Origin of the sequence: Micromonospora sp. LH3U1 (genome assembly GCF_028475105.1) — a bacterium.
GTDB lineage: Bacteria > Actinomycetota > Actinomycetes > Mycobacteriales > Micromonosporaceae > Micromonospora.
This window is the reverse complement of the sequence record NZ_CP116936.1, coordinates 6,862,707-6,881,215: the sequence shown is the minus strand read 5'-3', so window position 1 is coordinate 6,881,215 and position 18,509 is coordinate 6,862,707. Positions and strand designations below refer to the sequence as shown.

Annotated in this window: 20 protein-coding genes and 1 tRNA gene; 11 read left to right on the top strand and 10 right to left on the bottom strand. The window is 69.9% G+C overall.

Translation table 11 applies throughout. From position 1 onward, the window contains the following. Positions 1-2: 2 nt before the first annotated feature. Positions 3-197: a hypothetical protein gene (locus tag PCA76_RS31630; RefSeq protein WP_272614153.1), complete on the top strand. Its 195-nt coding sequence runs from the start codon at positions 3-5 to the stop codon at positions 195-197. On the opposite strand, the gene PCA76_RS31625 is transcribed toward PCA76_RS31630, so the two are convergent. Next, positions 182-1,360, bottom strand: coding sequence for a glycosyltransferase family 4 protein (locus PCA76_RS31625; RefSeq protein WP_272619777.1), 1,179 nt, complete (start codon positions 1,358-1,360; stop codon positions 182-184). The genes PCA76_RS31630 and PCA76_RS31625 overlap by 16 nt on opposite strands. A gap of 111 nt (positions 1,361-1,471) precedes the next feature. Next, on the bottom strand, positions 1,472-2,746 hold the full coding sequence (locus PCA76_RS31620; protein WP_272614151.1) for an acyltransferase family protein: 1,275 nt from the start codon (positions 2,744-2,746) through the stop codon (positions 1,472-1,474). Positions 2,747-2,857: 111 nt separating this feature from the next. On the opposite strand from PCA76_RS31620, the gene PCA76_RS31615 reads away from it, so the two are divergent. Then, positions 2,858-4,066 (top strand): porin PorA family protein, encoded by a 1,209-nt coding sequence (locus PCA76_RS31615; RefSeq protein ID WP_272614150.1) that lies wholly within the window; start codon positions 2,858-2,860, stop codon positions 4,064-4,066. A 102-nt stretch (positions 4,067-4,168) separates the two neighbouring features. Here PCA76_RS31615 and PCA76_RS31610 read toward each other — a convergent pair whose 3' ends face one another. Next, on the bottom strand, positions 4,169-4,903 hold the full coding sequence (locus tag PCA76_RS31610) for a class I SAM-dependent methyltransferase (RefSeq protein ID WP_272614149.1): 735 nt from the start codon (positions 4,901-4,903) through the stop codon (positions 4,169-4,171). Between the two features lie 399 nt (positions 4,904-5,302). Between PCA76_RS31610 and PCA76_RS31605 the strand changes: the two genes are divergently transcribed. Together PCA76_RS31605 and PCA76_RS31600 are read left to right on the top strand one after the other, a co-directional pair. Continuing rightward, positions 5,303-5,917, top strand: a complete 615-nt coding sequence (locus PCA76_RS31605; protein WP_272614148.1) for a DUF6230 family protein — start codon at positions 5,303-5,305, stop codon at positions 5,915-5,917. A gap of 77 nt (positions 5,918-5,994) precedes the next feature. Continuing rightward, positions 5,995-7,458 carry a DUF6114 domain-containing protein gene (locus PCA76_RS31600; RefSeq protein WP_272614146.1) on the top strand — a complete coding sequence of 488 codons (1,464 nt, stop codon included), beginning with the start codon at positions 5,995-5,997 and terminating at the stop codon, positions 7,456-7,458. 61 nt (positions 7,459-7,519) lie between these two features. Here PCA76_RS31600 and PCA76_RS31595 read toward each other — a convergent pair whose 3' ends face one another. Continuing rightward, positions 7,520-9,190: a DUF885 domain-containing protein gene (locus PCA76_RS31595; protein WP_272614145.1), complete on the bottom strand. Its 1,671-nt coding sequence runs from the start codon at positions 9,188-9,190 to the stop codon at positions 7,520-7,522. Positions 9,191-9,320: 130 nt separating this feature from the next. Between PCA76_RS31595 and PCA76_RS31590 the strand changes: the two genes are divergently transcribed. Beyond that, positions 9,321-10,298, top strand: a complete 978-nt coding sequence (locus tag PCA76_RS31590) for a DMT family transporter (protein ID WP_272614144.1) — start codon at positions 9,321-9,323, stop codon at positions 10,296-10,298. A 17-nt stretch (positions 10,299-10,315) separates the two neighbouring features. Here PCA76_RS31590 and PCA76_RS31585 read toward each other — a convergent pair whose 3' ends face one another. Together PCA76_RS31585 and PCA76_RS31580 are read right to left on the bottom strand one after the other, a co-directional pair. Beyond that, positions 10,316-11,386, bottom strand: a complete 1,071-nt coding sequence (locus tag PCA76_RS31585; protein WP_272614143.1) for a PHP domain-containing protein — start codon at positions 11,384-11,386, stop codon at positions 10,316-10,318. 29 nt (positions 11,387-11,415) lie between these two features. Continuing rightward, a complete protein-coding gene (locus PCA76_RS31580) occupies positions 11,416-12,177 on the bottom strand; it encodes a M23 family metallopeptidase (RefSeq protein ID WP_272614141.1) in 762 nt (253 codons plus the stop codon). A gap of 62 nt (positions 12,178-12,239) precedes the next feature. Here PCA76_RS31580 and PCA76_RS31575 point away from each other — a divergent pair, with 62 nt between their 5' ends. The 4 genes from PCA76_RS31575 to PCA76_RS31560 all read left to right on the top strand — a co-directional run bounded on the left by PCA76_RS31575 (position 12,240) and on the right by PCA76_RS31560 (position 14,148). After that, on the top strand, positions 12,240-12,632 hold the full coding sequence (locus PCA76_RS31575) for a hypothetical protein (protein WP_442930179.1): 393 nt from the start codon (positions 12,240-12,242) through the stop codon (positions 12,630-12,632). 111 nt (positions 12,633-12,743) lie between these two features. Then, a complete protein-coding gene (locus tag PCA76_RS31570) occupies positions 12,744-12,911 on the top strand; it encodes a hypothetical protein (RefSeq protein ID WP_272614140.1) in 168 nt (55 codons plus the stop codon). Between the two features lie 117 nt (positions 12,912-13,028). Beyond that, the gene (locus tag PCA76_RS31565; protein ID WP_272614139.1) at positions 13,029-13,556 is read left to right on the top strand and encodes a tRNA adenosine deaminase-associated protein; all 528 of its coding nucleotides are present in this window, start codon (positions 13,029-13,031) and stop codon (positions 13,554-13,556) included. A gap of 145 nt (positions 13,557-13,701) precedes the next feature. Next, positions 13,702-14,148 carry a nucleoside deaminase gene (locus tag PCA76_RS31560; RefSeq protein ID WP_272619773.1) on the top strand — a complete coding sequence of 149 codons (447 nt, stop codon included), beginning with the start codon at positions 13,702-13,704 and terminating at the stop codon, positions 14,146-14,148. Between the two features lie 117 nt (positions 14,149-14,265). Here the strand turns inward: PCA76_RS31560 and PCA76_RS31555 are convergent, their stop codons facing one another. Both PCA76_RS31555 and deoD read right to left on the bottom strand, forming a co-directional pair. After that, positions 14,266-15,186 carry an endonuclease domain-containing protein gene (locus PCA76_RS31555; protein ID WP_272614137.1) on the bottom strand — a complete coding sequence of 307 codons (921 nt, stop codon included), beginning with the start codon at positions 15,184-15,186 and terminating at the stop codon, positions 14,266-14,268. 307 nt (positions 15,187-15,493) lie between these two features. Next, complete coding sequence (gene deoD, locus PCA76_RS31550; RefSeq protein ID WP_074315244.1) at positions 15,494-16,201, bottom strand: purine-nucleoside phosphorylase; 708 nt, start codon at positions 16,199-16,201, stop codon at positions 15,494-15,496. Between the two features lie 75 nt (positions 16,202-16,276). On the opposite strand from deoD, the gene PCA76_RS31545 reads away from it, so the two are divergent. After that, positions 16,277-16,363: transfer RNA gene (locus tag PCA76_RS31545), tRNA-Ser, on the top strand. Positions 16,364-16,518: 155 nt separating this feature from the next. Then, positions 16,519-16,701: a hypothetical protein gene (locus PCA76_RS31540; protein WP_272614134.1), complete on the top strand. Its 183-nt coding sequence runs from the start codon at positions 16,519-16,521 to the stop codon at positions 16,699-16,701. Here PCA76_RS31540 and PCA76_RS31535 read toward each other — a convergent pair whose 3' ends face one another. Continuing rightward, positions 16,702-17,451 carry an SDR family NAD(P)-dependent oxidoreductase gene (locus PCA76_RS31535; RefSeq protein ID WP_272614133.1) on the bottom strand — a complete coding sequence of 250 codons (750 nt, stop codon included), beginning with the start codon at positions 17,449-17,451 and terminating at the stop codon, positions 16,702-16,704. It abuts the gene before it with no gap. 59 nt (positions 17,452-17,510) lie between these two features. Continuing rightward, entirely contained in the window at positions 17,511-18,419 is a 909-nt protein-coding gene (locus tag PCA76_RS31530) for a TIGR03620 family F420-dependent LLM class oxidoreductase (RefSeq protein WP_272614131.1), read from the bottom strand. Positions 18,420-18,509: the final 90 nt, after the last annotated feature.

The following is an 18,509-nucleotide window of genomic DNA, read 5'->3' as shown; positions in this document are numbered from 1 at the left end:
GCATGCGTAGAGCTCTGACCCTGGTCGTGTCCGGCCTGGTGGCGGCGTTGCTGGGGATCCTGGCCCTCGGCGGGCTGTCGGCCGCCGCAACCGCCACCGACGAAGAGGCGGCCAGTGAGGCCAAGATCGTTTCGGAAGCGGCCAAGCGGGCCGGAAAGAAAGACCCGTACGCCCCCGAGGTTTACGGCGTCAGGTAGGACGGTTCGCCCCGCTGCTGCACTGGGCGGGGCGACTCCGCACCCTCCAGCAGGGCCGCGAAGCGCCCACCCGCAACCTTCCAGGTGAAGCTCGCCGCATGCTCCCGGGCCTGCGCGCCCATCTCGCGCCGCAGCTCATCGTCGTGCAGAAGCGTGCGCACCTTCGCCAGGTAATCGTCGATGTCGTCGGCCAGTAGGCCGGTGCGCCCGTCGACGACCGCTTCGGCAACACCGCCTGCCTGACGGAACGCCACCGTTGGCGTGCCCGCCGAACCTGCCTCCACAATCGTCAGACCCCAACCTTCCTTCAGTGACGGGGTGAGGGCGACCCAGGCCGAGGCGAGCAGGGCGGCCTTCTCCTCCTCCGTCACGAAGCCCCGGAAATCCACCCGCTCGGAGATGTTCAGCTCCGCAGCGAGCTCGCGCAGGTGCGACTCCCACCAGCCCTGGCCGGCGACGACCAGCCGCAGTTGAGGCAGCTCGTCGGCGAGGGCTGCGACCGCCCGCAGCGCCACCTCCACCCGCTTGTGGGGCACCAGCCGGTTCAACGTCACGAGCAGGGGGAACGTCGACCGTTCGGCGTCGGTGCGGGGCAGTTCCGGGGTGCCGTTGTGCACCACGGCGACCTGCTCCGGCGGTACGCCGAGCACGGCCAGCTCTCGGCGGGTGGCCTCGGAGACGGTGACGTACCGGCATCGCTGGTAGACGCGTACGGCCAGCGACGACTCGACCCACCAGCCGAACCGGGCGGCCCACTGTGGCAGGACCACCGGCCACTGCTCGCGATGCACGTGGTGGATCAGCTTGACCACCGGGCGCCGCGCCCACAGCGGGGCGAGGAACGGCAGCCCGTTGCAGACGTCGACCAGGATGTCGGGCCGGCCGCCCCGGCGGGTCGACAGCGGGCCAACGCCCAGCGCGCCGGCCACGTAGCAGAGCGCCGCCCAGAGGTAGACGGTGTGTCGGCCGCCGCGCCGGACCAGCCGTACGCCCGCCTCGTTGACCTCGTCGGCGGGAGCCTGGCTGTGGGCGGCGCAGAAGAGGGTGGCGCGGAAACCGCGCGCCACCAGCTCGGCGGCGATCCGTTCCACGTACACCTCGGAACCGCCACCCTCGGGGTTACGGGTGTCTCGCCAGTTGAGGAACAGCACGTGTCCGGGCATGCCGAAGCTACGCTCCACGCGAACCCTACTCTCAAGTAATTTAGGGACGCGCGTCACACTAGGGGCTGGGCTGCCGGCCGGCAATGCCCCGTTGGTCCAGCGCTCGCCGCCTCAGGGCGAGGTGCCCACGGTTGGTGCCGGCGTGGTGCCCGGCCCCACCGTGACGGGCGAAGCGCCCGGGGTGGCCCCGTGGACGGTGGACGATCCCGAGGCCGGTCCGCGCCCGGCCGGCCGACGGCCCCACTGCGAGCCGAGTAGTTGCAGGGGCCGCTCGACGCCGTAGTAGCTGGCCGCGGCGTACGCCAGACCGAAGACCATGGTGAGGGCGAAGGTGTTGAGCAGCCCGCCGGTGAAGAGCGGTCGGTCGTCGAGCAGGTAGATGAGTTCGATGACCAGCGGGTGCCACAGGAACAGCCCGTACGAGACGGCACCGAGCCAGCGGGCGGAAGCGCTGCCGAAGACCTCCTTGATCCGGGTCGGCCCACCGAAGGCCACCGGGATCAGGATCAGCGTCGCGATCGCGAGGTAGAGGGCCAGCTTGGTGCCGAACTCGACGGCCGTGGGACCGGTGAGGTCGCGGGGGCCGGCGATGGGAGTCGTCGCGATCGCCATCAGGCCGACTGCCGCCGCCCAGCAGGCGACCGGCGCCGAGGCGAGGTCGTCCAGTACGCGGAAGGCGGCGGGCGCGGTCCCGGTGCGCAGGGCGACGTGCGCCGCCGCCAGTGCCATTCCGGCGCTGAACCAGGCCGCGTACGACGGGAGCCACATGGTGTGCAGACCTCTGTCGAGCCAGCCGAATCCCATCAGGGTGAGCCACCCCGCGGTCAGCAGCACACCCCCGCTGACGATCACCACGGTGCGGATGGGACGCCACGACCGGCCCACGGCGAGCACGGCGATCAGCGGCAGGATCAGATAGAACGCGACCTCGGTGGCGAGACTCCAGGTCTGGCTGAGCCCATAGCGCAACTGGCCGGGCTGGTAGATCTGGGTGAAGGTCAGGTGGCGAACCCAGTCACCGGCGGACGCTGGCCGATTGTCTGGCAGGACGATCAGGCACACCAGCACCGCCAGCCAGTAGGCGGGCAGGATCCGTAGGGCCCGCCGCCAGAGGTATCGCCGGGCGCGCGGTCGGGCCCGTCCCGTCGCAGCACTGAGGGCCCACGGCCGGAACAGCAGGAACCCGGAGAGTACGAAGAAGATGGCGACGCCGACATCCAGTCGAGCCAGCCAGCCGCCCCATGTGGTGTTCATGGTGACGGCGGTCTGGAACCCGACGTGGTGACCGACGACCGCCACGGCGCCGATCGCTCGCAGCGCATCGAGGGCGGGGAGTCGGCCAGTTACCGAATGCTCCGGAACTGTTGGCGCGGCGGCTGTGGACATCTGGACATCCAGGGGGTCGCTTTGAAGGTGACCGGGGAGTAACCTCCCGCCATGTTAAGGATCGGGTGCCCCGGACAACAGGTCGTAGGGCGGCAGGTTACAGGAGGATGAGTGAAGCTTCGCGTGGGCGCCGCGCTCTTTGGGCTCGGCGTCTTATTGCTGGTCTTCGCGGCCGGGCTGCCGTTCTACGTGGCCCCTGCCGTGACCAAGCTCCCCTATGATCTTGAACCAACGACGTCCGTCGCCGAGGCGAAGAACGCGAAGTTCCTGAAGATCACCGCAAGCGGAAGTTCAGTGAGCATCGAGGTTCCGCAGGGCGATCTGGTGTCCAACGTCGAGGTCATTCCGCAGCCCGACGACACGAAGGACCGGCTGCCCAAGGAGCTCAAGGGCGACGCGGTGATCTGGGACGTCTACCAGACGGTCAGGCGTACCGACAACCAGGATGTGGTCAGCCAGTACAGCACTGAGCTGGCTCTCTACCGGATCTCCGGTGCCGCCGCTCCGTGGAAGGAGCAGTGGCTCAACGAGACCGGGGCGGACAAGACCCCGGTCGGCAACGTGAGTTACTCCGGCCAGATCTACAAGTTCCCGTTCGGCACTGCCAAGCGGGACTACCAGATCTTCGACCGTGACCTGAAGCGGGCCACCGCGGCGAAGTTCGTCGGCACCGAGAAGATCAAGGGCGTCGAGGCGTACCGCTTCGAGCAGCGGATCGAGAACGAGGTGCTGGCCACCCCGGAGAGCAGCCTCCAGACGCTTGTCGCCAAGTTCGCACCGGGCGCCACCAGCGGTGAGATCGTCTACAGCAACACCCGGACGGTCTGGGTCGACCCGGTGACCGGCTCCTACGTGAACGTACGGGAACAGCAGCACAAGGAGTTGCGCCCGAACACCGGCTCCCCCACGGTGCTGCTGGACGCGGACTTCAACTACACCGACGACACGGTCAGTCGTAGTGTCCAGACGGTCAAGGACAACCGCTTCAAGATCGGCCTGATCAGTTTCTGGGGCCCGATCGCCGCCGGTGTCCTCGGTCTGATCGCCCTCGTCGTCGGCGTGTGGCTGGTGACCCGACCCCAGGGCGGTGCCGCCCGGCACCGCGCCGATCCGCCGGCCGTCGCTCCGGTTGCCGACCCGACTCCAACCCGAGTGGACCAGGAGCCGGTACGCGACACGGACACCGTCGAGCAGCCCAAGTCCCAGCCTGTGGGCGGTCCACTGACCGACGAGATCCCGCCGGCGTCGACGAACTGGAAGTCCGAGGACCCGACGGTGCCGACCCAGCGTCCGGCGCCCGGCGAGGTGGAGCAGCGCTAACGGGTACGACAGGAAGCACGACGAAGGGGTGGACCGCGACGCGGTCCACCCCTTCGTCGTGCAGCGGCCCGGTCATGTGCCGGGTCGCCAGAGGCGGGTCAGCTAGGCGCGGCGTACCGCGTACCGCGTGGAGACCCAGTCTTCGCTGTACCGCAGATCGCGCCACTGCCCGACGATGTCCCCGCCGTATGCGGCCATCAGCCGCACCACGTCGGCCTGCGAGATGGCCGTCATGTTCATCGCCGCCGGATAGTTGAGCAGGTGGCGCTGTGCCCAGCTGATCAGGCGGAAGGGCGCTACCTGCCAGACGATGCCCTTGGCCGTACGCGCCGGCTCGGTCGGCAACCCCACGACAGCGATGCCGCCTGGCCGCAACACCCGCAGGAACTCGGCCAGATAGTGGTCGATGGCGGGGCGCGGCAGGTGCTGCAACACCAGGGCGCTGTAGACCAGGTCGAAGTGGCCGTCGGGGAACTGGCTCAGGTCCGGCGCGTCGTTGAGGACGAACCGGATGTTCCCTGCGCTCCGGTTCAGTCGTCGGGCGGTCTCCAGCATGGGCGGAGCGATGTCCACACCGACGACCTCGTCCGCGTGCGGAGCGAGCGCCTGCGACAGCCGCCCGGCTCCGCAGCCGAAGTCGAGCACTCGCCCCCAGCGGGTGGGCAGGCCGAGCTGGCGAAGCCAGCCAGTCGTCTCCTCGACGTCGGCGCGGCCGGTGGCCAGGAACTCCTCGACGTCCCACCGTCCGCCGCGCTTGCCGGGCTGCACGAGCACGGCCCAGAGTGGATCTTCAGCCCCGAGCTTGGTCCAGTCGCGCCGTACGTCGTCCAGATTCACGCCGAAACCGTAGGGCACCCGGGGCGTTCACCGTTGCCCGGCTGGTTCCCGGGATCCCTTGGATGTTCGGGCGAGCGATCCGAACGGCTCTCCGTGAGCTGCGTACTTTACATCCGTTACCTAATTGTAATTGGTCAATACGTTGCCACGCTCCGCTGTTCCGGCGCACATCTTTGCCGCTTTTGTAGCCCCCTAGGGGTTATGTACATACGGCGAGTTCCACGTTTCGTGACGTCAGCCTGCTCGTGGGTCGGCCTGGTGTTACCGCCGCGTAATCAGGGGGTTGTGAGCCACGCCGCAACGGGTGCACGATCAGGCTCGATCGTTACCCGCCGGTAACACAGGACGGGCCCGGTGCGGGGGCCGCCAGTTCGGGACCGGCCACCTGAGGAGGAACCCGTGCAGGATCGGTTTGACAGTCAGGGTCGTACCCGGTGGTGGCGGTTCGCCGCCATGATGGTGCCCGCGACGGCAGCCGCCGGTGCCATCCTGTTTGGAATGTCGACCGGCGCGATCGCGTCCGACATCACGGTCTCCGGCCAGACGTTCAAGATCGGCGCCGATCGCCTGGAGGGCGACGGTTTCAAGCAGTACGGCGGCGTCGTCCGCGAGAAGGGCGAGGGCGGCAAGGTCCACCCGATGGCCGTCGCCGAGATCAGCAGCGCCGAGCTGTACAACCTCTGCCAGTCCGTCCGCTCGGACCTGCCGGGCCTGCCGGTGGTGCTCACCATCAACGCCGGTGAGGGCAAGGAGCCCGCCCGCGCCAAGGACCTGTTGATCGCGATGGACTCGCTCGACGGCAACGCGACCTTCACCAACATCAAGATCGGCCGAGACGCCACCGACCTGAACCCGACGGCGCAGGCCGGCTCGTTCGGCCAGAACTCCGACCACGTCACCATCACCAACCTGCAGCAGGTGTCCCGCTACACCACGGCGGCCACCTTCAACCTGGTCGGCCTTCGGCTGAAGGTCAACGTGGGCGACGACGCCAAGGGCAAGGAGTGCTTCTGAGGTGAGTCGTGGCCCGCGGTGGGCGACCACCGCGGGCCCCGTCCGTGTCCCCGTTCCCGCTCCGCCAGGAGGAGTACGTGACAACCGCGAACCCGTCCCACACCCGGCCCGGCGGGACGACCCAGGCATGGCACAGCTTCCGTCGCTGGCAGCGGAGCCGGCCGTTCTGGGGTGGCCTGTTCATCATCCTGGCCGGGGTGGAGATGTTCGCCTCCACTCGGTTGACGCTCAACGGCCTGAGCTTCCACAGCGGGGCCACCGGTCTGGTGTCGCTGCTGATCCCGGTCATCCTGGTGACCTGCGGGGTGCTGCTCTGGCTCAGCCCGGCGCAGCGGCCGTTCTATTCGGTCATCGCGGCGTTCACCGCGATCTACTCGCTGATCGGGCTCAACCTCGGCGGCTTCTTCGTCGGACTGCTACTCGGCATGGTCGGCAGCGCGCTTTCCTTCGCCTGGACGCCGACTCGCCCCGCACCCCCCACCACGCAACAGGCCGACGTCGAGCAGGCCGACGTCGAGCAGGCTGACGTCGAGCAGGCTGACGTCGAGCAGGCTGACGTCGAGCAGGCTGACGTCGAGCAGGCTGACGTCGAGCGGGTGGGCCACCCGACGGTCCAGGCGTCCGACGAGAGTGCCCCGCCCGAGTTGCCGGGGCGTTCCGCCGATCCACGTGTCTTCGGCATCGCGCTCGTGGTGCTCGGCCTGGCCGCCGCCGGCCTGGCCATCCAACCCCGGGCGGTGCAGGCAGCCCCGGGACGACCCGCAGCGACCCCCTGTCCCACCCCGTCCCGGGCCGTCACTCCATCGCCCAGCCGCAGCGCCGCCGCGCCAACGCCGAGCCCGAGCCCCAGCCCGACGCGGGGCGGCAACGTGATCACCGACATTCTGGACGGGATCGGCGATCTGCTCACGGGCGGACGTCGCAGCGAGACCGCGACGCCGTCAACCAGCCCGACCGCCACGCCCTCGACGCCGCCGACCGGCACGCCGACGACCCGCCCCGGCAGCTGCCCGTCGCCGACCCCGGGTAAGCCGGGCATGCCGGGCAGGCCGGGACCCGAGAAGCCGGGCACGGTGGAGCCGGGCAAGCCGCTGCCGCGAATCGCCGCCGATCCGGACCTGCCGACGGTGGCTCAGACACCGTCCAAGCTCACCGGATCGTCGGTGCGGATGACCGGGCTGCGGTTCGAGGGGATCACCGACCTGCAGACCGAGAAGGGCACCGTCAAGGTTCTGAAGTTCTCCATGAAGGAGGCCGTGACCGCCGACTTCCTGCTGAGCGCGGACGGTCCCCAGGGGCGCACCCAGCGGTACGCGACCGACAACCTGACCGTCAGCGGAAACGTGGCCTTCTACTGCACCCGGTTCGTCGGGAAATTGGCCGGCATCAAGATCACGCTGACCCCGGAACTGCCGTTCCCGGACGGCCTCCCGGTCACCCTGCCCATTCCGGTTACGTTCACCGACCCGGTCATCGACCTGGCGTACGTCACCAGTGACAAGCTGACCGCCCGACCGGCGTTGGAGCTGACCCTCGGCTGAACGCACAGCTGCGCGCGACGGCGGACTCGTCGTACCGCCGTCGCGCGCAGCCGTGGCCGGGTCAGAGCCGGGCCAGCGCCCGACGCAGCGGGTCGAGACCCAGCGCACCCAGGTCCAACGCCTGCCGGTGGAACTCCCGCAGGTCGAAATCTGCGCCCTTGCGGGCCTTGGCGTCCTCGCGGGCCTGAAGCCAGATCCGCTCACCGACCTTGTACGACGGTGCCTGCCCGGGCCAGCCCAGGTAGCGGTTCAGCTCGAAGCGCAGGTTCTCGTCCGGCACCCGGCAGTGCGCCCGCATGAACTCCCAGCCCAGTTCGGGCGTCCACCGCTCACCCGGGTGGAAGCCGAAGGGATTGTCCTTCGGGATCTCCAGCTCCAGGTGCATGCCGATGTCGACGATCACCCGTGCTGCGCGCATCGCCTGGCCGTCGAGCATGCCCAGCTTGTCGCCCGGGTCCTCCAGGTAGCCCAGCTCGTCCATCAGCCGCTCCGAGTAGAGCGCCCAGCCCTCGCCGTGCCCGGAGACCCAGCAGAGCAGCCGCTGCCAGCGGTTGAGCAGGTCGGCCCGGACGGCGGTCTGCGCCACCTGGAGGTGGTGACCTGGCACGCCCTCGTGGTAGACCGTGGTCACCTCCCGCCAGGTGGAGAAGTCGCTGATGCCCTGCGGCACCGCCCACCACATCCGCCCCGGGCGGGAGAAGTCCTCACTCGGGCCGGTGTAGTAGATGGCACCGTCGCTGGTCGGGGCGAGGCAGCACTCGATCCGGCGTACCTGCTCCGGAATGTCGAAGTGGGTGCCGTGCAGCTCGGAGATCGCCTTGTCGGCGAGCGCCTGCATCCAGTCCCGGAACGCCTCCTTGCCCTGGATGGTCCGGGCCGGGTCGGCGTCCAGCTTGGCCACGGCCTCGTCGACGGTGGCACCGGAGCCGGCGATGCGCCCGGCGACGACCCGCATCTCCGCCTCCAGGCGGGCCAGTTCCGCGAAGCCCCAGGCGTACGTCTCGTCCAGGTCGACCTTGGCGCCGAGGAAGTACTGCGAGGCGAGCTCGTAGCGCTCACGGCCGGCGGCCTGCTTGTCCCGCCCGTGCGGAGCCATCTCGGTACGCAGGAACTGGCCGAACTCTGCGGTGGCCGCGGTGGCCGCCGCCGCACCCCGTCGCAACTCGGCGCCGAGCGTGCCGTCCGCGCCCAACCGCTCGACCAGCCCGTGGAAGAAGTTGTCCCCGGTCGGGTCGGTCCAGATGTCACACTGCTTGGCCACCTCGACCAGTTGCACCTTCGAGCTGACCTCGCCGGCGGCGAGCGCCTCGCGCAGCGTGGTCTTGTAACCCTCCAGCGCGCCGGCGAAGCCGTTGAGCCGAGCGGCGATGTTGGCCTGCTCATCGCTGGTCGCGGTCGGCATCAGGTCGAACACCATGCGGATCTCGTGCAGGCCGCTGGTGATCACGCTGACCTCGCTGGTCACCTCGCCGGCGTCGTACCGGGCCAGGTCCAGGCCGAGCCGTTCCTGCATGGCCTCCTTGGCGGTCTGTTCCGACTCGGTATCCGGCTCGGTCACCTCCAGCTCGGCGAGTGTCCGGCGGGTCAGGTCCGCGCGCGCTCGGTAACCCTCGGGCGAGAGGTCGTCGAGTTGGTCGTCATGGCCGGCGATGCCGACGAAGGTCGCGCCGGTGGGGCTCAAGGGCGCCCACTCGGCCACGTATCGGTTGGCGAGTTCATCAATTCGTCCCACGCTGCGACCCTACGTGACCACCCCGCCCCCGTGTCGACGACGTTTGTCGTGTTCAAGCCACAGGTTGCGACAGGGTGCAACGTCCGAAAGGCGCGCGACTTTGTCGGACGGCTACGGCAGAGTGTCAGGGGTGACCACCGATACCACTCCTGACAAGGCACCGATCCGCGCCTGGCTGCCGGGCTTCGTCGCCCTCGCCGCGATCTGGGGTTCCAGCTTCCTCTTCATCAAGGTCGGCGTGGCCGAGCTGCACCCGGTCCAGCTCACCCTCTACCGGGTCGTCGCCGGAGCGTTGACCCTGCTGGTGGTCCTCGCCATGCTGCGCGACCGGCTGCCCCGCGAGCCGCGGGTCTGGGCGCATCTGGCTGTCGTCGCCGCGTTCGGTGTGGCGGTGCCGTTCACGCTCTTTGGCTACGGTGAGCAGCGGGTCGAGTCGATGCTGGCCGGCATCTGGAACGCCACCACACCACTGATCGTGCTGCCGCTGGCGGTGCTGGTCTTCCGCACCGAACGGCTGACCGTACGTCGGGCGGTCGGGCTCGGGATGGGTTTCCTTGGTGTGCTGGTGGTGCTCGGGGTCTGGGAGGGCATCGGCGGGGCGCACTTCACCGGGCAGCTGATGTGCTTCGGCGCGGCCGCCTGCTACGGCGTCAGCATCCCGTACCAGAAGCGGTTCGTCGCTGGCAGCGCGCATTCCGGCCTGTCGCTCTCCGCCGCGCAGCTGCTGCTCGCCGCCGGGCAACTGGCCATCGTCACCCCGTTCGTCGCCGGGATGCCACCGCTGCCCACCGAGCTGTCGACGGGGGTGCTGGCAAGCGTGCTGACCCTCGGCGCGCTCGGCACGGGGCTCGCGTTCGTGATCAACATGCGCAACATCCGGGTGGCCGGCGCGAGCACCGCGTCCACCGTCACGTACGTGATCCCGATCTTCGCGGTGCTGATCGGTGCCGTGGCGCTCGACGAGCGACTCAACTGGCACCAACCGGTCGGCGCGCTCATCGTGCTGCTCGGGGTCGCGGTCTCACAAGGTGTGATCGGCCGGCGGCGTCCCCGCCCCGTCGTCGGCGTTCCCGCCGTGCCGGCAGCCGAGCCGGCCATCCAACGCTGACCCGCGAGCGACGCCGATCAGGGTCGATCGTGCGTCCAGGCCACCAACTGCTTCGCCGACCAGGTGTTGACGACCCGGTCGGCTGGGACGCCACACCGGGCGGCCCGCTCGCAGCCGAACCGCTGCCAGTCGAGTTGGCCGGGCGCGTGCGCGTCGGTGTCGATGGCGAACCGGCAGCCAGCCTCCAACGCGCGGCGGATCAGGCGCTTCGGCGGATCCTGCCGCTCCGGCCGGGAGTTGATCTCGACGGCGGTGTCGTGCTCGGCGCAGGCGGCGAAGACCGCGTCCGCGTCGAAGTCGCTCTCCGCCCGAGTCCGGGCGCGGTGCCCCCGGTCGCCCGGACCGGTCACCCCGGCCGGACGGGACGACACCATCCGGCCGGTGACGTGGCCGAGGATGTCCAAATGCGGGTTGGCGACCGCGGTCAGCATCCGCCGGGTCATCTTCGACCGCTCGTCGCTCAGGCCGCTGTGCACCGAACCGACCACCACGTCCAGCCGGGCCAGCAGCTCGTCGTCCTGGTCCAGCGAGCCGTCGGCGAGGATGTCCACCTCGATCCCGGTGAGGATCCGGAAACCCTCGGGCAGCGCCGCATTGACCTGCGCCACGTGGTCGAGCTGCCGGCGCAGCCGGTCCGCGGTCAGCCCCCGGGCCACCTTCAGTCGCGGCGAGTGGTCGGTCAACACCATGTACTCGTGGCCCAACTCCACCGCGGCCAGGGCCATCTCCTCGATCGGTGAGCCGCCGTCGGACCAGTCCGAGTGGGTGTGACAGTCGCCCCGCAGAGCGGCGCGTAGCGCCGCCGCCTCGGCATCCAGATCGCTGCCCTCGGTCGCCACCAGCCGGCGCAGGTAAACCGGCTCCTCACCGGCCAGCGACTCGGCCACGCAGCGAGCCGTGACATCCCCGACCCCGGCCAGCTTGGTGAGCGTGCCGTCGCCGGCCCGCTCGGCCACCTCGGCCGCAGGCAGGCCCGCCAGTGCCTTCGACGCCGACCGGAACGCCCGCACCCGGTAGGTGGCCTCGTTCGCCCGCTCCAGCAGGAACGCGATCCGGCGCAGGTCGGCGATGGGGTCCCGAGCCTTCATCCCACCGAACCTAGTCGGTGCCGGGCCGGTCAGGGAGCCTTCGGGCAGCCGTGTTTGCGTTGCCAGGTGGTGACCTCGGCGGCCGGTTCCCGGTTGCCACCACGCCGCCAGGAATCCAGGTAGCGCGCCGGCCAGAGCACTCCGCGCCGGATCCACCAGCCGTCCTTGCCCGCACACGGCGGCGAGATGCCGAAGTGCACATGGCAGACGTTGTTCGCGTTGCCGGTGCGCCCCACCTTGCCGAGCTGCTGCCCGGCGCGGACGCGTACCCCGGCGTCGACGCCGCTGGACACCACGCTCAGGTGCGATCCGTAGTAGCGCACCCCGTCGTCGCCGAGCAGGGAGACCGACAGGCCGCCGTTCTGCGGACCTTGCGGCCCACGCTTGGTGTACCGGTCGACGCGGCTCACCTCCAGCACCGTCCCGTCGGTCACCGCGACGAATGACTCACCGCAGTCGGCAAAGAGATCCGTGGCCGGGTACGCCCCATGCGTCGGGTGATAGTCCACGTTGTCGGCGCGTACCGGGAAGACATGCCGCAGCCCGGTGCGGGGTGCCGTCGCCGACGGCCCGGCCGACGACGGTGCCAGGGTCGGGTCGGTCGTCGTCGGCGTGGCCGACGGGACCGCCGGCTGCTCGGCGGTCGACCAGACCGCCGGCGGCGTCGGCGCGGCTCCGTCGGCCGGCACCCCCGGCCGGGTGGTGGCGCAGCCGGCGGCCAGCACCGGGGCGAGCAGCAGCAGAATCGGGTACGCCGGACGCGCGCGGCGGCTGATCGTCGGCGAGGACATCCGGTCATCCTGGCAGAGCCGGTACCGTGGGAACGAGCGGCACGCGTGAGGGGGCAGTGACGGTGACCATCGCCCGACCCGAGCCTGGCCCGGATCCCGGTGCCGCCGTACGCCCGGTGGTGCGTACCCCCTCGGGTCTCTTTCCGACCGGCCCACCACCCCGCCCCACCTACCGCGAGCCGCACCCGATCACCGGCGGCGGTGTCGCCGCTGGCGGCGGCGCGGCGGCCGGCTGGTTGGTGCTGTTCGGCCTGCTCGGCACCGATGTGACCACCTACGCGTGGTGGACGGTGGTGGCCGGCCTGCTGGCGTGGCTGACCGCGCTGGTGCTGGTTCGCTACGGCGACCGTGGCGTTGCCACCGGCGTCGCCATCGTCACCGCGGGTGGCTGGAGCATCGCCGCAGCCGTGGTGGCGGTCCGCTGGGCCACCAGTGGTGACTGGCCGCTCTGGTGAGCGGGGCGAAACAGCCCCGAAACGACTGCCGATGACTGCGCGGTGTGCCCGGTTGGCTGCGTAGCGAACGCCGTCTTGACGTGGCGGCCGAGACTCGGCACGCTCGGCACCATGGCCTGGACCACTCCGCGACAGGACCCCGATCGCAGCCGCCGCCGCCTGCAGTTGCTGGCCGAGTTGGCGGGCGCCCGGGCCGTCCGTCAGCGCAGTCGACCGCAGCGGCAGCGCACCGAGCGTCTACGCGAGCTCATCGCCACCCGCCGCCGAGTCGTCGGCTGAGCCGACTTTGTCAGGAATGACCGGCCCGTCGGGGCGTTGACGGGTCGCCTGCCGACCCGACCGGCTAACGTGCACGCGTAACGAGTCGACGCTGTGTCGAGGGCTATTGGGGGGACCGTGTCGTACTTCGCTGCGGCCGTTGTGCGCGACGACAGTGGCTGGACCGCCGCCGAGGTCAGCCTGCGTGGCGCCACAGACATCGACGAGGTCGCAGACCGGCTGCGTGACGTCGATCAAGAGGCCGACGTGTCGCTGCTCTTCGTCGAGGCCGACGACGCGTACCTGGTGATCCTGCGTCTCGACGAGGGCGAGGACCTGCGGGTGTTCGGTTCGGACTCCGCGTACGCCGAGGAGTCCCCGCTGGGTTCGCTGCTGGTCGGTGACCTGAAGACCTCGGTCACCGGGCTCGACGGCGATGAGGAACCGCGGCCGGCAACCAGCGGTGACGAGGAGAGCGAGCAACCCGTCGTCGACCCGGAGGCCGACCCGGTGGGTGAGGCCGACCTGCTGGCCAACCTGGGCATCTCCGCGCAGAAGCTGCTGGCCCTGTGCACCCACGAGGGGATGCTGCCGGCCGACGTCACCGCCGAGATCTGCCAGGTGCTCGGCTGCGTGGACGAGGTCGAGGAGCTGCGTGAGGTCTGAGCCAGCCGACGCCACCGATCCGTCGCTGGAAACGATCCGGCCGGGGCAACCGACCCCCGGTGCGGTGGGTCGCGCCGGGCCAGGTGCCCACGAGGGCCTGGCCGACCTGGGCGCAGTCGGCCGGCGGCAGCGACACGAGACGTGGATGCGCCGCGCTCTGGAGGTCGCCGTCACAGGCCCTGCCAGCGCTGCCGCAGGAGCTACCGACGTGGACGACGTGCCGGTGGGGGCGGTGCTCTACGGGCCGGATGGGACCGAGCTGGCCACCGGACGCAACGAGCGGGAGCTGACCGGCGACCCCACCGCCCACGCCGAGGTGCTGGCCCTGCGCCGCGGTGCCGAGCGGACCGGCCAGTGGCGGCTGGACGGCTGCACCCTGGTGGTCACCCTCGAACCCTGCACCATGTGCGCGGGAGCGCTGGTGCTCGCCCGGGTCTCCACCGTCGTCTTCGGCGCCTGGGAGCCCAAGACCGGCGCGGCCGGATCGCTCTGGGACGTGCTGCGTGACCGCCGGCTCAACCATCGCCCCGAGGTCTACGGCGGAGTGCTGGAGGCCGAGACCGCAGCCCTCCTACGCGCCTTCTTCCGCTAACAATCCCCCCACCCCGCCGCCCCCGTGCCCCCGTGCCCCCGTGCCCCCCGCCCCCCGCGCCCCCCGTGCCCCCGCCCCCCGTGCGTCGATCTAGGGCATATCAGCGTTAGTTGATCTCTATGGGCGACGATTCTCCCTAGATCGACGGGTGGCGGTGACGGTGGCGAGGATGTTTTCCGGGGAGTTGTACAGGTCGGGCGCGGTGAAGTAGCGCATTGCCCAGCCCTGTTGCTCCAACCAGTTGTGGCGGATCCGATCCTGTTGCAACCTTTGCGGGTTGAGGTGGGATGAGCCGTCGTACTCGGCGGCAATCTTGCGCTGTGGATCGCCCAGGTCAAGGCGGTAACGAATACGCCCTTTGCCGTCGAGCACCGGCAACTGGGGTACGAAGTCCCTGACACCTGCGTCAACCAGGAGCAGCCGAAGCTGGGTCTCCTGTCTGCACTCCGCTCGCCCGTCCGCGATCGCCACCAACTCGCGAGCCTGCCGTACACCGCGTAGACCATCGTGCCGACCAACTTCAACGAGCAGTTCTTCCGGTGTCACCGCACCGGCGAAGAGCGCGGCGTCGAGGACCGGCAGGGCGTCGAACCGAGGGAGCGTACGGGCGAGATCAACGGCGGCGCGGGCTGCCCTCGCGCAGGGAAGGCCAAGGATGTAGACGGGGGGAATGGCGGACAGGACCGTCTGGTGTGTGGTGATCCCTCGCCGCTGCGGGAAGGGGCACCCTGCGTGCGTGAGCAGGTGAACGCTGTCGGTCGGTGCAACCCCGAAGCCTTGAAGTTCGGCAGCGGTGTGGAAGCCCAGCATCGCGTCCGGGTTGTCCATCAGTGCGGCCCTCGCCCGGCCTAACTGTCCCGGCAAGTCGGGACCGGAGATGTACCTGCCGTGGTACGGCCGATGCAGTTGTCCCCTGTTCAAGCGCCATTTGATCGTCCCTGCCGACAACCCGGCACTCACGAGCTGACGGTAGCGGGTCGGCTGCAGATCGATCGGTATCCACCAGGGCAGCCCAGCCGCCTGCGAGTAGAGGTCCACGAGGGGAAACCTGCCCGCGCCCACCGCCGCCGCGCTCGCCCACGGCCGCACCCTGTGGACAACCATCCGCCCTGTGGACAACCCCCACGAGCCCCGCCCACGTGCTAACGGCCCACCCGCCCCCTAACAGCGCTCGTACCCTCCCCCCGCCCTCCCCGCCCTCCCCGCGCCCAAACGTCCCCGTTGATCTAGGGCATATGGTCGTGATCCGAGATCCACTAGCAACGATATGCCCTAGATCAACGAGGCGGGGGCGAGGGGCGAGGGGGAGGGGAAGGGGACGGGGGACGGGGGACGGGGGGAGGGGTTAGGCGATGATTGTGTCGAGGGCGATTTCGACCATCTGGCTGAAGGTCTGCTCCCGTTCCTCGGAGGTGGTCTTCTCGCCGGTCTTGATGTGGTCGCTGACGGTCAGCACGGTCAGCGCGCGGGCCTTGAACCGCGCGGCGATCGTGTAGAGCGCCGCCGACTCCATCTCCACCGCCAACACGCCGTAGTCGGCGAGCGTGTCGTAGAGGTCCGGACGGTCGGTGTAGAAGGCGTCTGCCGCCAGGATCGGCCCGACGTGCATGGTGATGCCGCGCCGCTCAGCCACCTCGACCGACGTACGCAGCAGCCCGAAGTCGGCCACCGGGGCGTAGTCGATCAGACCATCGAAACGCATCCGGTTCATGTTCGAGTCCGTGGATGACCCGATCGCGGCCACCACGTCGCGCAGTTGCAGGTCGGTGCTGAGGGCGCCGCAGGAGCCGACCCGGATCAGCGTCTTCACGCCGTACTCGTTGATCAGTTCGTGGGCGTAGATGGAGGCCGACGGCATGCCCATGCCGGAGCCCTGGACGGAAACCTCGACGCCGTTCCAGCGGCCGGTGAAGCCCAGCATGCCCCGGACCGTCGAGTAGCAGGTGGCGCCCTCGAGGTAGGTCTCTGCGATCCACTTGGCCCGCAGCGGGTCGCCCGGCATCAGGACCCGCTCGGCGATCTCGCCCGGCTTCGCGCCGATGTGCGTACTCATGGCAAAGATCCTGCCAGGCCGGCTCGGGCGATACCGGTTCGGCGTCGGAACCGGTGGTCCTGTACCCTCGTCGGCGGTGGCGTGTCCGAGCGGCCTAAGGAGCACGCCTCGAAAGCGTGTGAGGGTTAACGCCCTCCGAGGGTTCAAATCCCTCCGCCACCGCTCATGAAATGCAGAAACGCCCGGTCGATCCTCGAGGATCGACCGGGCGTTTCTACCTATGTGCTGCTCCTGGCGCCGCAAACGTTGACGTTGGGTCATTGCTGGGACGGGTGGCCCGTTGCTGTAGAGCTGACGGCTGTGCTCAACTCGCCCCCATGACCAAGCGTCGGGCGGGGATTGTTCTCGGCGGTCTACTTATCGCTCTTGGACTGGCGGTTGCCGTCGCAGCTCCCTTCGTTGCGCCGTTCGCGATCTGGATCGGCCTGTTGTTCGGCATTGCCGGTGGCCGCGTCCTGGGGGCGGCGCTCGGGCTTGGGAAGCCAGCCCAGTCTGAATAGTTAGAGCTGCTGCTGGCCGCCGTCGACGAAGAGTTCGCCGCCGGTCATGAAGCTGCTCTGGTTCGAGGCGAGGAAGAGCGCGGCGTTGGCGATCTCGTCCGGATGGGCCATCCGGCGCATGGGCACGCCCGAGGCGATGGCCTGCAGCAACCCGGGGGCTTCCTCCGGGCTGGGTGCCAGGCCCGCGACCCCGGGCGTCTCGGTCGGGCCGGGGATCAGGGTGTTGACCCGGATGTTCCGGCCGATCAGTTCGGCGGCCCAGGCGCGGCCGAACGAGCGGATGGCCGCCTTGGAGGCGGAGTAGACGCTGAACGCCGGGGTGCCGTTGACCGCGGCTGTCGAGCCGGCCAGCACGACCGAGGCTCCCTCGTTGAGCAGGGGCAGGGCCTTCTGCACGGTGAAGAGGGTGCCGCGGACGTTGGTGTCGAAGGTGTTCGCGTAGTGCTCGACCGTGATCGAGCCGAGCGGAAGGAACTCCCCACCGCCGGCGTTGGCGAACACCACGTCCAGCCCCGCGCCCCGGGCCTCGATCGCCCGCATCACCCGGTCCAGGTCGTCGAGGTTGCTGACGTCGCTGGCGACGCCGGTGGCGTTGGCGCCGATGCTGGCCACGGCCTCGTCCAGCGGGCCCTTGCGCCGGCCCGTGATGAAGACGTACGCGCCTTCGGCGGCGAAGCGGCGGGCGGCGGCCAGGCCGATGCCCGTGGTGCCCCCGGTGACGAGGGCGGTCTTGCCGTCAAGCTGTCCCACGATGGATCTCCTCATGTTGCGGTGCGGTTGGTCCGGCCGGCCGTCGTGTTGGCCGGTGGTCAATTGGTAGAGGCAAAGCCCGGCAGGAGAGTCGCCAGCTCGCGCCACTGCGGCAGGGGCAGTGCCGGTCGATCTGGGTCGTCGGGTCGCAGCACGTGGAGGGCGACGTGGTCCGCGCCCGCGTCCAGGTGCTCCCGGATGCGCGTGGCCACCGCGTCCAGGTCGCCCCAGGCGACCAGGGCGTCGATCAGGCGGTCGCTGCCGCCGGGGATCAGGTCGTCGTCGGTGAAACCGAGGCGTGCGAGGTTGGCCCGGTACGTGGGGAAGCCGATGAACATCCCGATTCCCGCGCGGGCGGCGGCGCGCGCCCGGTCCGGGTCCTTGTCGAGGACGACAGCCAGGTGCGGCGCGACCAGCGGCTGCGCCCCGACGCGCTTCCGTTGGATCGCCGTGTAGTCCGGGGTCACGAGGAACGGATGCCAGCCGGCTGTTCGGTTGGCTGCCAGGTCCGACATCTTCGGCCCGAGCGCGCCGAGGATGCGCCGCTCGACAGGAACCGGCCGGGGCGCGCTGTCGAGGGCGTCCAGCCAGCGGCCCATCGACTCCACCGGCCGGCCGTAGTCCTGGCCTGCCTGGGAGGCGGAGTGGGCGTTGCTCACCCCGAATCCCATAATCGCCCGGGGCCCGTGCGCGGCGTCCAGCGCGGCCAGCCGGTCACCCAGGGCAGCCGGGTCCTGGCCCCAGATCGCCAGTACTCCCAGCGTGACCGTGGCCTGCGGTGCGGCCTCGAGCAGGTGCCCGACGTCGTCGACGGCCCCGCCGCCGTCCAGGCCGGGCACCCACAGTGCCCGGAAGCCCAGCTCGTCGAGTTCGGTCGCCGCTTCCCGAACGGTCGGGTTGGCGGCGCCGCGCAGCTCCATGCTCCAGAGCCCGACCGCGGGCAGCGGGGTGTTCAGTCGAGTCGTCACGCCGTCCTCCAAATTCTGTACCGAGCGGTACTGATATGACCGTAGCAACCCCTGACCTGGCCCACAAATTTCTGTACCGATCGGTTGCGC

Excerpts from the sequence above, each read along its gene's own strand:
- PCA76_RS31630 (WP_272614153.1), top strand. The coding sequence starts at position 3 with ATGCGTAGAGCTCTGACCCTGGTCGTGTCCGGCCTGGTGGCGGCGTTG.
- PCA76_RS31625 (WP_272619777.1), bottom strand. The coding sequence starts at position 1,360 with ATGCCCGGACACGTGCTGTTCCTCAACTGGCGAGACACCCGTAACCCC.
- PCA76_RS31620 (WP_272614151.1), bottom strand. The coding sequence starts at position 2,746 with ATGTCCACAGCCGCCGCGCCAACAGTTCCGGAGCATTCGGTAACTGGC.
- PCA76_RS31585 (WP_272614143.1), bottom strand. The coding sequence starts at position 11,386 with ATGAAGGCTCGGGACCCCATCGCCGACCTGCGCCGGATCGCGTTCCTG.
- PCA76_RS31580 (WP_272614141.1), bottom strand. The coding sequence starts at position 12,177 with ATGTCCTCGCCGACGATCAGCCGCCGCGCGCGTCCGGCGTACCCGATT.
- PCA76_RS31570 (WP_272614140.1), top strand. The coding sequence starts at position 12,744 with ATGGCCTGGACCACTCCGCGACAGGACCCCGATCGCAGCCGCCGCCGC.
- PCA76_RS31560 (WP_272619773.1), top strand. The coding sequence starts at position 13,702 with ATGCGCCGCGCTCTGGAGGTCGCCGTCACAGGCCCTGCCAGCGCTGCC.
- deoD (WP_074315244.1), bottom strand. The coding sequence starts at position 16,201 with ATGAGTACGCACATCGGCGCGAAGCCGGGCGAGATCGCCGAGCGGGTC.
- PCA76_RS31540 (WP_272614134.1), top strand. The coding sequence starts at position 16,519 with ATGACCAAGCGTCGGGCGGGGATTGTTCTCGGCGGTCTACTTATCGCT.